Raw genomic sequence first — 14781 nt, forward strand, 5'->3', positions numbered from 1 at the left:
GGTGTTGTCGTGCCCGGGCGGGGGGGGGCGGCGGCGGGGGCGGCCGCTCGGCGGCGCGGCCCCACGGCCGTCCGGAGAAGCGAGGCTCACCAACCGCCGGCGGGGCTGCCCGGCGTGCGCGGGCCGCCGAGGTCCGGCTCGTCGCTGTAGGCCTGGCTGCGAGCCGAGTCGCCGGACGTGGGCGGCTCGGTGTAGCCCGCCTCGTCCCCGAACTCCCGTCCGCCAGCCGGGGTGCCGTAACCCGGACCGCCAGCCGGGGTGCCGTAACCCGGACCGCCAGCCGGGGTGTCGTAACCCCGTCCGCCGGCCGGTGTGCCGTAGCCCTCGCCACCGGCGGGCGCGTCGTGCCCCTGGCCACCGGCGGGGGTGCCGTGACCCTGGTTGCCGGCGGGGGCGTCGAACTGCTGGGCGCCGCCGGCAGCGTCCGGGCGGGGCACCTCGCCGCGCCAGGCGCCGGTCTCGGTCTGCCGCTCTTCGATGAAGGACTTGAACCGGCGCAGGTCGGCCTTGACCCGGCGGTCGTCAGCGCCGAGGACGGCGCCGGCCTTCTCGGCGAACCCCTCGGGCTGCCAGTCCATCTGCACGGTGACCCGGGTGTCGTCGGCCGAGATCCGGTGGAAGGTCACCACGCCGGCGTGCTGCGAGCCGCCGGTGCTCTTCCAGGCGACCCGCTCGTCGGGAAGCTGTTCGGTGATGGCCGCGTCGAACTCGCGCTCCTGGCCGCCGACCTTGATCTTCCAGTGGGTGTGCGTGTTGTCGAGCTGCGCGATGGACTCGACGCCGTCCATGAAGTTGGGGAAGGACTCGAACTGCGTCCACTGGTTGTACGCGGTGCGGATCGGAACATGGACGTCGATCGATTCCTGGACCGTGGTTGCCATGGTGCCTCCTGCCTCGTCGCGAGATGCAGTCAGGACGCTCATCCCCGGGCCGCCGCCCCTAACACACCCGTCTCGTGGCGCATCTCCGCCGACGCGGAATCCGGCCCGCGCCGCACTGCGCCGCCCCCTGTGCCGCCCAGTGCCGCCGAACGGAATCAGCCTGGACGGCGTGCCGTGACGCGGGCGGCCGCCCGCGCGACCGCGGCCTCGGCGAATCCACGGATGATCGGATGCGGCCGGCTGGTGTCCGGCCCGAGCTCGGGCTGGAACAGCGTGGCCAGGAAGAAGGGATGGCCGGGCAGTTCCACGATGCGGGCCTCGCCCGCGTCGTCGACCCCGCTGAACCGCAACCCGTGGGCCAGCAGCGGGCCGACCTGGCTCGGGTTGATCCCGTACGAGCAGAAGTAGCGCTCGACCGTGCGATCCGCGCCGACAACCCGTTCGGCCAGGGAGTCCCGCGTGATCAGGACGACGCCCTCGTGCCCCTTCAGCGCACAGGCGATCGGCACGATCAACGGGTCCGGGGCCTGCGGGTCGACCTCGGCGTGGGCGGCCTCCGACAGGCCGCAGACAGCCCGGGCGAACTCCAGCACCGCGTACTGGAGGCCACCACAGGTGCCGAGAAACGGGATGCCGCGCTCCCGGGCCACCCGGATCGCCGTGAGTGCTCCCCGCTCACTGGCGTACGGGCCACCGGGCACGAGCCAGACGCCGTCGAACGCGTCCAGTGCGGCTGTCGCGACCTCGTCCGTCGGGATCCAGTAGGCGTCGAGTGGCAGGCCGTCCCGGCGGCGCAGGGCTTCGAGCAGGTCCGGCACCCGGCCGTGCGCCGCGACATCGGCGCTGCGGTCGCCGACGAGCGCCACCCGGGCCACCGGCGCGGCGACCCGGACCTCCGCCGCCGGTCGGGGACCGGGCGGGCGGGACTGCGGCAGAGCCGGGGCGGACGGAAGCGAGCGAAGGCGGCGGGCCGCGGACGGCGGCGTGGGCGACGACATGCGCTGATGGTCCGGTGGCCGCCCGTTCAGGTCCAACGATAATTCGCGCACTTCGCATAAGGAACACTGATGAGCGTGGACATCCACCAGTTGCGCACGTTCGTCGAGGTCGCGACCGCCGGTTCGTTCTCGGCCGCCGCCCGCGCGCTGGGCTACACCCAGTCCGCCGTCTCCCAGCAGGTCGCGGCGCTCGAGGCCGACCTCGGGGTGGTGCTGCTTCGGCGGCGGCCGACCGTGGCGGTGACGGAGGCCGGCGCCCGGCTGCTCGAGCACGCGGGTCCGCTACTGCTGCGGCTGGCGGCGGCCCGAACCGACGTCGTGCGGGCCGCGGGCGCACCCACCGAACGCCTGACCGTCGCCGTGCACCCGCTGGGCACCGAGCGGCTCGCCGCCGTCCTCGCGGCGGTGCTGGCCGACCGGCCCCGACTCGACGTCCGCGTGGTCGCCGCGGGCACCGCCGAGGCGACGACCGGGGTGGCCCGGGGCGAGTTCGACCTGGCCGTCATCGTCGGCCTGGCCACCGCCGGTGACCCGTTGCGCCTGCCCGACGTGGGGCCCATCCGGGCGGTGGGGATCGCCGAGGAGACGGCCTGCCTGGCGCTGCCCGCTGATCATCCGCTCGCCCGGTCGTCCGGTCCACGGCTGGCGGACCTCGTCGACGCCGGCTGGATCGACGCACCCGCTCTCGGCGCAGCGCTGGCGGATCTTCGCGTGGTCACCGGCGAGCGACGGTTCCGGGCCCGGCTGCGTTACGACGGCACGGATCTCGGCGGCCTGCTCGCGTTGATCGCCGCCGGCCACGGTCTCGGTCTGCTGCCGGCGCGCGCGCCGCGCTCCGGCGCGACGACCGTGCCGCTGCGCGGGTGCAACCTGGCTTTCCGCGCCGAGCTGGTGCGCACAGGGCGGACGACCCCGGCGGCCACGGCCGTCGCCGCGGCCCTGGGCGGGTGACGAACCCGGGCCCGCAGGGGCCGCGCTGACGCCCGGTCGGCGGTGTCCAACCGGACCAGAAGCGGATAGTGCTGCTCTGGCGCGCGGCCGGCGGGCACGGGGTAGGCTTCAGGTGTTGCTTGTTTCTCGGTGCGTGACCTACGCAGGGAACGGCACGACCAGGCTCCGGAACCGGTCGGGGTCTGGTGCGAAGCCGGTAAGCGAAGGACGCCTACCGGGAGCGCGGCAAGGAGAAAGCATCGTGGCGCAGGGTACCGTCAAGTGGTTCAACGCGGAGAAGGGCTTCGGATTCATCTCCGTCGACGGTGGCGGCCCGGACGTGTTCGTCCACTACTCCTCGATCGTGGCGGACGGCTACAAGTCCCTGGATGAGGGCCAGAGCGTCCAGTTCGAGATCGTGCAGGGCCAGAAGGGTCCGCAGGCGGACAACGTCCAGCCCGTCTGACCGTCGCACCACCTGAGCTTCGCGTTCGGCGCGTGGCCCCCGCCGGGGTCACGCGCCGAAATCGCGTTGAGGGTCGGGTAGCCGGCGCAGATACTGCCCCGGTGCCCACCTTCTCCCAGTTCGACCGGCGGGGTTACACCTCCATTGACGTCCGCACCGGCTACGGCGAGTGGTCGGCAACGTACGAGCGGACCGTCGAGGATGTCATGGACCTCGCCCTGCTCGACAGACTGAGATCGCCCGCCTGGTCGCAGGTGGCCCGGGCGGCCGATCTCGGTTGCGGCACCGGCCGCACCGGTGCCTGGCTGCGTTCCCGCGGCGTGGTCGCGGTCGACGGCGTGGACCTGACCCCGCCGATGCTCGCGCTCGCCCGCCGCCGGGGCGCTCACGACCGGCTGATCGAGGCCGACGCGACCGATACCGGGCTGCCGGCGGCCAGCTACGACCTGGCCGTGTCCTGCCTGATGGACGAGCATCTCGCCGAGCTCACCCCGCTGTATGCGGAGGCCGCCCGACTGACTCGGCCGAGCGGCCTGTTCGTCCTGGTCGGCTACCACCCACACTTCATGATGATGTCCGGGATGCCCACGCACTACCGCGACGGCACCGGCACTCCGCGGGCGATCACGACCCACCTCCACCTGATCAGCGAGCAGGTCGCCGCCGGGCTCGCGGCCGGCTGGTCACTGATCGAGATGCGGGAGAACGTCGTCGACGAGTCCTGGCTCGAGGTGAAGCCACGCTGGGGCGACTTCCTCGGCCATCCGTTCACCTTCGCCCTGGTCTGGCGGCGGGAGCCGGCCACCGACCGCTGACGCGGCAGCTGGCGGCGGGAGGCGGTCGGTCAGCGCCCCGGCAGCCGGACGACCGTCACGAAGAAGTCATCGATGCTGCGCACGTCGTCGACGAAACGGTCGAAGTCCACCGCCTTCGTGACGTAGGCGTTGGCGTGCAGCTGGTAGCTGCGATCGATGTCCTCGACGGCGTCCGACGTCGTGAGCACCACGACCGGTATGCGGCGCAGCCGCTCGTCCGCCTTGATCTCGGCAAGCACCTCGATGCCGCCACGGCGCGGCAGGTTGAGGTCGAGCAGGACCAGATCGGCCTCGGGCGCGTCGGTGAACGGCGCCTCGCGCCGCAGAAAGGCCATCGCCTCGATGCCGTCGTTCACGACGTGCAGGACGCCGCCGATCCGGTCGTCGGCGAACGCCTCGCGGGTCATCAGAACATCCCCCGGATCATCCTCGACCAGCAGAACGTCGAACGAGTGGGCGGGCGGACTCGTCGTCATGGAGCACCTCGCGAAGTGGGCGGACCCGCCCGGCGGGAACGCCTCGTGATCAGGTCGCCGGGGCCCGCGCAGGGGCGTCGGCCGAGGACGAGAGGAGCGGGGGAACGTCCGGCCGGATCGTCCGGCGCAGGCCGAACGTCTCGCCGGTCGGAGACCGGGACCCGGTTCCCCGGATCGGGGGATATCTGACCGTACGCCGCGGGAACCGGCCTGTCGCCCCCCAAACTGGTGCCGCGCCGAGGTCGCCGCCCGTCCCGGCCGGCGGTGGGTGATTGCCGCCGTTGCCCGCTGGGCAGAGTCAGAACCATGCCGCGGAGCCGACCGAGGACGCGGCCACGAGCTGCGCCAGCGCATCCCCGCCGTGTACGACGCCTTCGGCGCGCTGCGGGACGCGGCCTTGGCCGACGGCGCCCGGGACGGGCGGACGAAGGATCTGATCGCGCTGGCCCTGGCCGTGCACTCACAGTGTGAGGACTGCATGGCGGCCCACGCGCGGGCCGCGGTCCGACACGGGGTGAGCGCGCGCAGGCGGCGGAGGCCATCGGGGTGGCGATCCTGATGTCCGGTGGTCCGGGAACCGCCGACGCCCGCCGCGCGCAGGCCGCTTCGCACCGGGACAACGGCGCCGACCCGGACGACGATCACAACCCGCACGCCAGTGACCGCCCAGCACGCCGGTGAAGGCCCGCACGCCAGTGACGGCCCGCACAGCCATCACGACGACCGGCCGGGCCAGGAGACCTCCGCGCGGGGGTCGAGTGACCCGGCTGATCCGTTGATTCGGGCCCTCCCAACCGCGAGGTCAGACCGCGTACGCTCGGCTACGCAGGCGCAGCGCTCCCCCGTGAGCGCCCGCCGGCACCGCTCCGCCGGCAGCGGAGCCAGTGATCATGGATCGCCTGCCGACCAGCCCGGCGACACCGACGTCTGACCGCACCCGACCATGCCTGGCGCCCCGTGTGGAAGCTCGCAGTCCCGGAGCTCGCAGTCCCGGAGGTCACAGTCCCGGAGGTCACAGTCCCGGAGGTCACAGTCCCGGAGGTCACCACGGACACCCATCGGAACGACTCCATCGACCGCGGCTCCACTCGGCCCGGCGACGCCGACCCGGGTAGTCGGCGCGACATCGCCGGCCGCGACGACATCGCGGCCCTCGTGACGGCGTTCTACCAGCGGGCTTTCGCGGACCCCGAGCTCGGGCCGGTGTTCATTGACGTCGCCCGCCTCGATCTGCCGGCGCACCTGCCGGTGATCTGTGACTTCTGGCAGGCGGTGATCTTCCGCGCGGGGACCTACCGGCGCAACGCCTTCGGGGTGCACGCCGACCTGCACGCGCGCGTCCCGCTCACCGACGAGCTGTTCGCTCGTTGGCTGACCCTCTGGAAGGCCACGGTCGACGAACGGCACCGCGGTCCCAACGCGGACCGGGCCAAGCTCCAGGCCGACCGGATCGCCGAGTCGATGAGCCGCCGGCTCGCCGCCGCCCCAGCCGCCGAACCGGACCCCGCGGCCCGCTGACCCGCTGACCCGCGGACTGCCGGCCGTGGTCCGGTCCCGCGGCGCCCCGGCCGATCAGGCCGGGTCAGGCCCGGCGGCTGGTGTCGAAGTCGGCCCGCGCCCGGCTGATGTCGGCGGCCGACGCCTCGAACAGGTCGGCGAGGACCCGCAGCTGCGCGGCGACCCGCTCCCCCAGCGGGGTCAGCGAGTACTCGACCCGCGCCGGGATCGTGCTGATCACCTCGCGGACGAGGAGCCCGTCGCGCTCCAGGATCTGCAGCGTCCGCGAGAGCATCTTCTCGCTCACGCCCTCCACCCGGCGGCGCAGCGCGTTGAAACGGTAGCTGCCCTCGCCAAGCGCGAGCATCGCGAGGATCCCCCACTTGGACCCCACGTCCTCCAGCGCGGCCCGCGAGCTGCAGTGGCGGGCGAACACGTCGACGACGAGCTCGTCGCTCGGCTCGTCCAGCGCGGGGCCGGGCTCACCCCTCGCCGCGTCCGTATCGGGCCCGGAGTTCATGAGCACAGCCTACGATCCCACCCGGGACCGGAACCTTTCTGATAGTTAGTACTAACCATTGGGAACCTAGAACTGGGAGGACGGATCATGACTACGACTGCTGTCACCGGCGCGACGGGACATCTCGGCCGCCTCGTCATCGACGAGCTGCAGCGGGCCGGGACCGAACCGGCCACGATCGTGGCGATCTCTCGACATCCCGACCGCGCCGCCAAGCTGGCCGACCGGGGTGTCGTGGTCCGGGCGGCCGACTACTCCGACCCAGCCAGCCTGCCCGCGGCCCTCGCCGGGGTGGACGTGCTCCTGCTCGTCTCCGGCTCGGAGGTCGGTCGACGCGTCGCCCAGCACACCGCCGTGATCGAGACGGCGGTCGCAACGGGTGTGGGCCGCGTCGTCTACACCAGCGCGCCCCGGGCCGACGACACCGACCTGTCCCTCGCCGTCGAGCACCGCGGCACCGAGCAGGTGCTGGCCGCCGCGGGCGTGCCCTACACCCTGCTCCGCAACAACTGGTACCTCGAGAACCACACCGCCCGGTTGGGCGAGTACCTGGCCCAGGGATTCATCCTCGGCGCGGCCGGCGACGGCCGGATCGGCGCTGCCGCCCGAGCCGACCTGGCCGCCGCCGCAGCGGTCGTGCTGACCAGCGACGGCCACGACAACGCGACCTACGAGCTGGGCGGCCCGCCGTTCACTCTCACCGAGCTGGCAGCGACGATCACCGAGGTCACCGGCACACCCGTCACCTACCGCGACGTCTCGGAGGCGGAGCTCATCGCCACCCTCGGCCAGGCCGGGCTGGACGAGGCCACGGCGGCGTTCGTCGCCGGCATCGACACGTCCATCCGCCATGGCGCGCTGGACCTCGACACCGGTGACCTCGCCCGGCTGCTCGGCCGGCCGGCCGTCACGCTGGCCGACGCCGTGCGCGCGGCGCAGGTCTGACCGGCCCCCCGTCCGCGGACCGCGCCGCGGCCCAGGAAAAACCTGTCCCTGGGTTTTTCCTGGGCCCGTAGCTTGCCGATATCCTTCGCGCGCCGGCGAACGCCAACTTGTTTACGGTTCCTTTACAGCTCTCCCGGTCCATGGGGCCGATGCCCTGTTACGCTTTCCTGGAAGCCGCAAGCAATGCCGAACCGAGAAGTGCAAACCTCGACCGTACGGGCGATCCGCGGGGAAGGCACTCATGACGTTTGTCGTCACGTCCGCGTGCATTGATGTGAAGGACACCGCGTGTGTGGGCGAGTGTCCCGTGGACTGCATCTACGAGGGCGACCGGAAGCTGTACATCCATCCGGACGAGTGCATCGACTGCGGGGCGTGCGAGACGGCCTGCCCCGTTGAAGCGATCATGAACGCGAAGCTGGTACCGGAGGCGGAGATCGAGTTCATCGCGGACGAGGCGCGCTTCTTCCACACGGTTCTACCAGGGCGGAACACACCCGTCGGCGATCCGGGCGGCGCGGGGAGGCTCGGCCCGGTCCGGGCCGACACCCCCTTCGTCGCGGGGTACGGACGCTGACGGCACAGACCGCCGGCGAAGGCTGACGCGGCCACGGCGTCAGCGGGACCGCCGGCCCACGGCCGGTGCCCAGGACCACCCCCGTCCGGGCACCGGCCTTTCAACGTGAAAAAGCCGCCGGCCGGCCGCGATGAAACGCGACCGGCGGGCGGCTTTTCGCCGTGACCGAATTCCAGCCGGCACGATGACCAGCCGTCTGCCTCATTCAGGCGGCACGGCAAATCAACCACCACGCCGCCGCAGCCGACACGACGACTCAACCGGCACGACGGGCTCAACCGGCACGAAAGCGCAGCCGGCGCGACAACATCGCCGACTCGAAGGAGCAGCCGGCACGAAAGCGCAGCCACTTCCGGGCACCGCCTTTTCGCGCCATCGCCATCAGGCAGGCGCGACCCGGTCCCCATTGCCCGAACGTGCGCGACCACCAACCCTGACAACCGCGGCCACCCACCGACAGCCAAGCCCTCCCGCGTCACACCGCCCCGCGCCCCACCGCCCCGCAGCGCGTCGCACCGCCCCGCAGCACGTCGCAGCACGTCGCGTCGCTCCAGCGCAACGCAGCGCAAGGTCACCCTCCGTGGCCCGTCCCGGTAACAGGTCCGGACCGGCCGCACGGGCAAGCGGATACCTGCCGCTTTGACAGGGGCAAATCGGGCGCGGACCCTTGCCGAGAAGACAGGTAGGCCGTTTCCCACGCATGGCCGCCGGAACGCGCTCACCGCCGGTGATGCCGTCCGTCAAAGATAACACAAGGCGACCAGAGCACAGCATATGGCGACCAAAACGGGCGCCGAACCATACAGAACGACAACCGTGGTCCCCCTGAACCGCGGCGGCCCCTGACTATCGTCGCTCACCGTGACCTTCGAATCCCCCGGTCGGCCGCGGACGGCGGCGGGCGGCCGCGGGCGGCAGGGAGCCAGCCGCGGCGGTCGCGGGCACACCGAACACCGAACACCGAGCCCCAGCAACCAGCTGCCGGCCAACCAGGCCACAGCACATGCAGAGACGACTCGCCCACCAGCAAGATCGCCCGGACACGAGCTGGGACGGCTGGGCGCGGAGTCGGTGAAACGCGCGCAAGGAGGGGATCAGGCCGACAGAGTTCTCGGCCTGATCCCCTCCTGCGCAAGACGGGCGGTCCGCCCGGCCGCCCGTCTGCTCCGGCCAGGGGCGCAGCACCCTAGCCGGCGACCACCCAGGAATCGGCGCCGGTCATCAGCGTCCGCAGGTCACCGCGGCCGCCGGGCCGGGCCGTCGCCAGCCGCTCCTGGTACAGCTGGTCGAAACTCGGCTGGGACACCGATCGGTACACGCCGATCGGCGGCTCGGCCAGCGCCGTCTCCGCGAGCCGGGCGAGCCCGTACGCGTAGGTCGAGTTCGGCGTGCCCGGGTCGTGCACGACCACGCGGGAGTCGCCGCCGTTGCCGATCGCCAGCTCACCGGTGCTCGGGTCGCGGATGACACCCCACTGCTCGTTGCCGCCGAACACGATCGGCAGGCCAGGCGAGAGCCGGATCGGGCCCAGGTCCGGCGACGCCGGGTTGTCCGTGTCGGACGGTGCCCCCGCGGCGCCGCGCGGCTGGCGCGGGATCGCGCTGAACGTCGGGCAGCCCTGGCGGATCTCGACCAGCGCGGCGCCCTGGTGGGCGGCGGCGGCGGTGAGGGTCGCGGTGAGGTGCCGACGGTCGGAGTCGACCGTGCGGGCCACGAAGGTCGCACCGGCGCCGAGCGCGAGCGCGACCGGGTTGAACGGGTAGTCCAGCGAGCCGTGCGGGCTCGACGGGCTGACCGTGCCGACCTTGGACGCGGGCGAGAACTGCCCCTTGGTCAGACCGTAGATCTGGTTGTTGAACAACAGGATCTTGAGGTTGACGTTGCGGCGCAGCGCGTGGATCAGGTGGTTTCCACCGATGGACAGCGCGTCGCCGTCACCGGTGACCACCCAGACCGACAGGTCCGGCCGGTTGATCGAGATGCCGGTCGCGAACGACGGGGCCCGCCCGTGGATGGAGTGGATGCCGTAGGTGTCGAGGTAGTACGGCAGCCGGGAGGAGCAGCCGATGCCCGACACGATGACCGTGTTCTCCGGGGCGACGCCGAGCGCGGGCAGCAGCCCTCGCATCGTCGAGAGGATCGCGTGATCCCCGCAGCCGGGGCACCAGCGGACCTCCTGGGGGGTGGTGAAGTCTGCCACGGTCGGGGCCCGCCGGCCGCTCCCGCCGCCGGCCGGCTCCTCCGCCGTCGCCCCGCTCGTCTCGTTGACCTCGCTCATCGTCCCGCCTCCGGGGTCGCGTCCTGACTGGTAGCGGTGCCCGCGGTGGCCGCGCCGGTGCTGGCGGCGAGGCGCGCGGCGACGTCGCCGAGCACCTTCGCGGCGTTGTCGCCCGTGGTGTCCTCCTCGGTGATCCCCTGGATCACCCGGATGATCACCGAGGCGAGCTCCGCCGACCGGAACGGCATGCCGCGGGTCTGGTTGTAGCCAACGGTGTCGATCAGGGTCTCCCGGCGCAGGTGACCGGCGAGCTGACCGAGGTTCATCTCCGGCACGAGCACGGTGTGGTACTCGGACAGCACCGACGCGAGGTTCGCGGGCAGCGGCGAGATGTGCCGCAGGTGCGCCTGGGCGACCTTCATCCCCGCGGCACGCACCGTCTGGCAGGCCTCGCCGATGGGACCCCAGGTCGAGCCCCAGCCGATCACGAGCACGTCCGCGCCGGACCCGGGCGCCCCGCTCGGGTCGTCGACCTCGAGCGGCGGCACGTCGATGCCGTCGATCTTGGCCTGCCGGGTGCGGATCATCAGGTCGTGGTTGTCCGGGTCGTAGGACACCGCGCCGGTCTGGTCGGCCTTCTCCAGGCCGCCGATGCGGTGGGTCAGACCGGGGGTGCCGGGAATCGCCAGCGGCCGGGCGAGGGTCGCCGGGTCGCGGGCGTAGGGGTGGAAGACCGGGTTGCCCGCCTCGTCGACCGCGTTCGCCTCGGTGGCGAGGTCAATCCCGATGAACGGCAGTTCCGCCACCTCGGGTACCCGCCACGGCTCGCTGCCGTTGGCGATGTACGCGTCGGAGAGCAGGATGACCGGGGTCCGGTAGGCCAGCGCGATCCGCGCCGCCTCCATCGCCGCGTTGAAGCCGTCCGCGGGGGAGCGCACGGCGATGACCGGGATCGGCGCCTCGCCGTGCCGGCCGTAGAGGGCCTGCAGCAGGTCGGACTGCTCGGTCTTGGTCGGCAGGCCGGTGGACGGCCCGCCGCGCTGCACGTTCACGATGACGAGCGGCAGCTCCATGATCACCGCGAGGCCGAGCGCCTCGGCCTTGAGCGCCATGCCGGGGCCGGAGGTGACGGTCACCCCGAGCATGCCGGCGAACGACCCGCCGATCGCCGCGCCGATCGCGGCGATCTCGTCCTCGGCCTGGAAGGACCGCACGTCGTTGGAGGCCAGGATGGCCAGCTCGTGCAGGATCTCGGACGCCGGCGTGATCGGGTAGGCGCCGAGGAACAGCGGCATCCCGGCCTGGTGGGCTGCGGCGACCAGGCCGTAGGCGACCGCCTTGTTGCCCTTGAGATGCCGGTACGTGCCGGGCGGGAGCGCGGCCGGCTTCACCTCGTAGACGTTCGCGAACGCCTCGGTCGTCTCGCCGTAGATCACCCCGGCCCGCAGCGCGGCGATGTTCGCGGCCTGCACGTCCGGCTTGGACGCGAACCGCTTGCGCAGGTACTCGATCGTGTCCTCGATCGGCTGGCTGAACATCCAGGACACCAGGCCGAGGGCGAACATGTTCTTCGTCCGCGCGGCGTCCTTGCGCTTGAGGTTGTGGTCGGCGACGGCCGCGGAGGCGAACCCGGTCAGGTTGATCGCGTGCACCTGGTAGGCGTCCAGCGAACCGTCGGTGAGCGGGTCGGCCTCGTAACCGGCCTTCTCCAGGCCCAGGACCGTGAAGGTGTCGGTGTCCACGATGATCACGCCGCCGGGCCGCAGCTCGGTGACGTTGGCCTTCAGTGCCGCCGGGTTCATCGCGATCAGGACGTCGGGCTGGTCGCCGGGGGTCGAGATGTCGTGGTCGGCGATGTGGAGCTGGTAGCTCGACACCCCGGCCACGGTTCCCGTTGGCGCGCGGATCTCCGCCGGGTAGTTCGGCAGGGTCGCCACGTCGTTGCCGATCGCGGCGGCCTGGGCGCCGAACCGGTCTCCGGTGAGCTGCATTCCGTCGCCGGAGTCACCGGCGAACCGGATCACCACGTTCTCCAGCCGTCTGACCCCGTCGGGCCGCTCGGACAACTGCTCGGTGGGCATGGGAGACCTCATTTCAGGCGTCGCGTCCCGCGCCGAACATCACCGGGGAGTGCTCGGCGAGACGGGCGGCGCGGATCAGTGATCAGGGCAGGGCAGATCGGGGAACGGGCAGTTCGGGGGCCCGACCACCGATCGAGGCGGCCTCGCCGGCCGACCCGAACGGGTCGGCCGGGTCGGCGGGGTCGGCTGGGTCTGCGGGATCGGCGGGATCGGCGGGATCGGCGGGCCGGGGCAGCTCGCCGGAACCGACCGCGTGCAGCGACTGCACCCGCAGCACCGCGCGGGCCACCGTCGCCGCGGCGGCGTGGAGCTGGTCGACGGTGGTGAACCGGCCGACGCTGAAGCGCAGGCTCTCCCGCGCCGCGGTCGCCGAACGGCCCATCGCGAGCAGCACCGGCGACGGCTCCTGCCCCCCGCCGTGGCACGCGGAGCCGGCGGAGACCGCCACGTCCGGCAGGCACGACTGCACGGCGTCGGCGTCGGCACCGACGAAACGCAGGTTCAGCGTGTTCGGCAGTCGGTCCTGGCCAGGCCGGCCGGTGCCGACCACGGCCGGCCCGTTCACCTGCACCGTCTCGGCGCCGAGCCAGCCGACCAGCAGGTCGTAGAGCAGCTCGGTCTGGTCGCGGTGGCGGGTGGCCTCGTCGTCCATCACCGCGGCGGCGATCCGGGCGGCGGCGCCGAAGCCGACGATCCCCGGGGTGTTCAGGGTCCCGGACCGCAGCCCGCGTTCCTGCCCACCGCCGTGGACGAGCGGCACGAGCCGGGCCCGCACCCGGCGCCCGGCGACGAGCACGCCGACGCCCTTCGGTCCGTAGATCTTGTGCGCGGAGGCGACGGCCAGGTCGATGCCGGCGTCGACCACCGAGACGTGCAGGCGCCCGAAGATCTGGGTGATGTCGCAGAGGAACAGCGCCCCGGCCTCGTGGGCCAGCTCGGCGACCGGCCGCGGGTCGGTCAGCGCCCCCGTCTCGTTGTTCGCCGCCATCACCGCGACCAGGGCGACCTCGCCGCCGGCGGGCGTCGGGCGCAGCAGTGCGCGCAGGTGGGCGAGGTCGAGGACGCCGTCCGGGTGGACCCGGATGGTCTGCACGCTGCCCTCGTGCCGCTCGGCGGCGGCGCGCGCGGCAGCGAGCACCGCCGGATGCTCGGTGGCGCCGACCAGCACCCGGCGCCGCGTCGGCGGCTCGCCGGCGAGGATCCCGGCGATCGCCAGGTTCGCGGCCTCGGTGGCGCCGCTGGTGAACACGACGTCGCGGGGCCGGGCCCCGGCGAGCGTGGCGATGTCGCGGCGGGCCTGGTCGACGAGCCGGGCGACGGCCTGACCGGCCGGGTGTGGGCTCGCCGGGTTCGCGAAGTGCTCCCGCAGCAGCGGCAGCATGGCGTTGAGGACCTCCGGGTCGACCGGGGTCGTCGCGTTGTGGTCCAGATAGATCATGCGGAGCCGCCGGGGTCGTGTTCCGGGCTGTCCGGGCTGTCCGGGCTGTCCGGGCTGCCTGGTCCACAGTCCGGGCAGGCCGGGTCGCGCCGGGTCCGCGGGGCCCGCATGTCGACGTCCCACAGGTCGACGTGGACGAGGCGGCCGACGGCGGGCTCGGCGAACCCGCCGGCGACCTTCAGCGCCTCGGTCGCCGCCAGGCAGCCGACCGTCCCGGCGACCGAGCCGAGCACCGGGAAGCCGAGCGGCTCCCAGGACGGGTCGCCCTCCGGGAACACGCACCGCAGGCACGGCTCCCCCGGCCGGACCACCAACAGGTACGCCTCGGTGGAGTTCATCGCCGCGACGACCAGCGGCACCCCGTTGCGCACACACAACCGGTTGATCAGATAACGCTCGGGGAAGTTGTGCCGGGCGTCGACGACCACGTCGGCCTCGGCGATCAGGCTCGGCACGGCGGGGTCGTCCAGCGGGCGGTCGATCGCGACGATCTCCACCTGCGGGTGGTGCGCGCGCAGTGTGTCGGCGGCGCAGAGCACCCGCGACTGCCCGACCCGCTCCGGACGCATCAGCGTCTGCCGGTTGAGGTCGGGCTCCTCCAGGTCACCGGGGTGCACCAGGATGAGCCGGCCGACCCCGGCGGCGGCCAGGTAGGTCGCCGCCGCCCCGCCGACCCCGCCGACCCCGGCCACCAGCACCGTCGCCTGACTCAGCCGCCGTTGGACCGCGACCCCGAAGCCGGGGATGCTCACCTGCCGGTCGTAGCGTCGGGAGACGTCGGCACCGGGCGGGGCGGACTGGACGGGCAACGCTGACGGGACCGGCACGGTCCGCGCTGGCGGTCCGGGGCAGATCGTCCTCAGGCGCGGGTGGGAGTGGGATCGGGCAGTGACCATCGTGCGCTCCGCGGTTATCGGCAGGACGGGTGGAAAAGGGCGG

General features: G+C 72.8%; 16 protein-coding genes. 7 read left to right on the forward strand and 9 right to left on the reverse strand.

Annotated elements, in window-relative coordinates; genetic code table 11:
• Nucleotides 1-86: 86 nt before the first annotated feature.
• Nucleotides 87-881: an SRPBCC family protein gene (locus MXD60_RS01200; protein WP_248816848.1), complete on the reverse strand. Its 795-nt coding sequence runs from the start codon at nucleotides 879-881 to the stop codon at nucleotides 87-89.
• A gap of 155 nt (nucleotides 882-1036) precedes the next feature.
• Entirely contained in the window at nucleotides 1037-1879 is an 843-nt protein-coding gene (locus tag MXD60_RS01205; RefSeq protein WP_248816850.1) for a CTP synthase C-terminal region-related (seleno)protein, read from the reverse strand.
• A gap of 69 nt (nucleotides 1880-1948) precedes the next feature.
• Between MXD60_RS01205 and MXD60_RS01210 the strand changes: the two genes are divergently transcribed.
• From MXD60_RS01210 to MXD60_RS01220, 3 genes are all read left to right on the forward strand, one after another.
• Nucleotides 1949-2830: a LysR family transcriptional regulator gene (locus MXD60_RS01210; RefSeq protein WP_248816851.1), complete on the forward strand. Its 882-nt coding sequence runs from the start codon at nucleotides 1949-1951 to the stop codon at nucleotides 2828-2830.
• Between the two features lie 241 nt (nucleotides 2831-3071).
• A complete protein-coding gene (locus MXD60_RS01215; RefSeq protein WP_011438823.1) occupies nucleotides 3072-3275 on the forward strand; it encodes a cold-shock protein in 204 nt (67 codons plus the stop codon).
• A 101-nt stretch (nucleotides 3276-3376) separates the two neighbouring features.
• Nucleotides 3377-4090, forward strand: a complete 714-nt coding sequence (locus MXD60_RS01220; RefSeq protein ID WP_248816853.1) for a class I SAM-dependent DNA methyltransferase — start codon at nucleotides 3377-3379, stop codon at nucleotides 4088-4090.
• Nucleotides 4091-4119: 29 nt separating this feature from the next.
• Here the strand turns inward: MXD60_RS01220 and MXD60_RS01225 are convergent, their stop codons facing one another.
• Nucleotides 4120-4566 (reverse strand): response regulator, encoded by a 447-nt coding sequence (locus MXD60_RS01225; protein WP_248816855.1) that lies wholly within the window; start codon nucleotides 4564-4566, stop codon nucleotides 4120-4122.
• Nucleotides 4567-4927: 361 nt separating this feature from the next.
• Here MXD60_RS01225 and MXD60_RS29630 point away from each other — a divergent pair, with 361 nt between their 5' ends.
• Nucleotides 4928-5125, forward strand: a complete 198-nt coding sequence (locus MXD60_RS29630) for a carboxymuconolactone decarboxylase family protein (protein WP_368861158.1) — start codon at nucleotides 4928-4930, stop codon at nucleotides 5123-5125.
• 329 nt (nucleotides 5126-5454) lie between these two features.
• Here the strand turns inward: MXD60_RS29630 and MXD60_RS29635 are convergent, their stop codons facing one another.
• On the reverse strand, nucleotides 5455-5625 hold the full coding sequence (locus MXD60_RS29635; protein ID WP_368861159.1) for a pentapeptide repeat-containing protein: 171 nt from the start codon (nucleotides 5623-5625) through the stop codon (nucleotides 5455-5457).
• 12 nt (nucleotides 5626-5637) lie between these two features.
• Between MXD60_RS29635 and MXD60_RS01230 the strand changes: the two genes are divergently transcribed.
• Nucleotides 5638-6084, forward strand: a complete 447-nt coding sequence (locus tag MXD60_RS01230; RefSeq protein ID WP_518467151.1) for a group III truncated hemoglobin — start codon at nucleotides 5638-5640, stop codon at nucleotides 6082-6084.
• Between the two features lie 64 nt (nucleotides 6085-6148).
• Here MXD60_RS01230 and MXD60_RS01235 read toward each other — a convergent pair whose 3' ends face one another.
• Entirely contained in the window at nucleotides 6149-6583 is a 435-nt protein-coding gene (locus MXD60_RS01235; protein ID WP_248816858.1) for a winged helix-turn-helix transcriptional regulator, read from the reverse strand.
• Nucleotides 6584-6670: 87 nt separating this feature from the next.
• Between MXD60_RS01235 and MXD60_RS01240 the strand changes: the two genes are divergently transcribed.
• Complete coding sequence (locus MXD60_RS01240; protein ID WP_248816860.1) at nucleotides 6671-7528, forward strand: SDR family oxidoreductase; 858 nt, start codon at nucleotides 6671-6673, stop codon at nucleotides 7526-7528.
• A gap of 241 nt (nucleotides 7529-7769) precedes the next feature.
• The gene (gene fdxA / locus MXD60_RS01245) at nucleotides 7770-8105 is read left to right on the forward strand and encodes a ferredoxin (protein ID WP_248816862.1); all 336 of its coding nucleotides are present in this window, start codon (nucleotides 7770-7772) and stop codon (nucleotides 8103-8105) included.
• Nucleotides 8106-9291: 1186 nt separating this feature from the next.
• On the opposite strand, the gene MXD60_RS01250 is transcribed toward fdxA, so the two are convergent.
• From MXD60_RS01250 to MXD60_RS01265, 4 genes are all read right to left on the reverse strand, one after another.
• Complete coding sequence (locus MXD60_RS01250) at nucleotides 9292-10383, reverse strand: 2-oxoacid:ferredoxin oxidoreductase subunit beta (RefSeq protein ID WP_248816864.1); 1092 nt, start codon at nucleotides 10381-10383, stop codon at nucleotides 9292-9294.
• Complete coding sequence (locus tag MXD60_RS01255; protein ID WP_248816865.1) at nucleotides 10380-12404, reverse strand: 2-oxoacid:acceptor oxidoreductase subunit alpha; 2025 nt, start codon at nucleotides 12402-12404, stop codon at nucleotides 10380-10382. Before MXD60_RS01255 ends, MXD60_RS01250 begins: the two co-directional genes overlap by 4 nt.
• Nucleotides 12405-12486: 82 nt before the next feature.
• Nucleotides 12487-13842, reverse strand: a complete 1356-nt coding sequence (locus MXD60_RS01260) for a cysteine desulfurase family protein (protein WP_248816866.1) — start codon at nucleotides 13840-13842, stop codon at nucleotides 12487-12489.
• The gene (locus MXD60_RS01265) at nucleotides 13839-14738 is read right to left on the reverse strand and encodes a HesA/MoeB/ThiF family protein (protein ID WP_248816867.1); all 900 of its coding nucleotides are present in this window, start codon (nucleotides 14736-14738) and stop codon (nucleotides 13839-13841) included. The genes MXD60_RS01260 and MXD60_RS01265 overlap by 4 nt, the downstream gene beginning before the upstream one ends.
• Nucleotides 14739-14781: the final 43 nt, after the last annotated feature.

Source organism: Frankia sp. AgB32 (genome assembly GCF_023243045.1).
Lineage (GTDB): Bacteria > Actinomycetota > Actinomycetes > Frankiales > Frankiaceae > Frankia.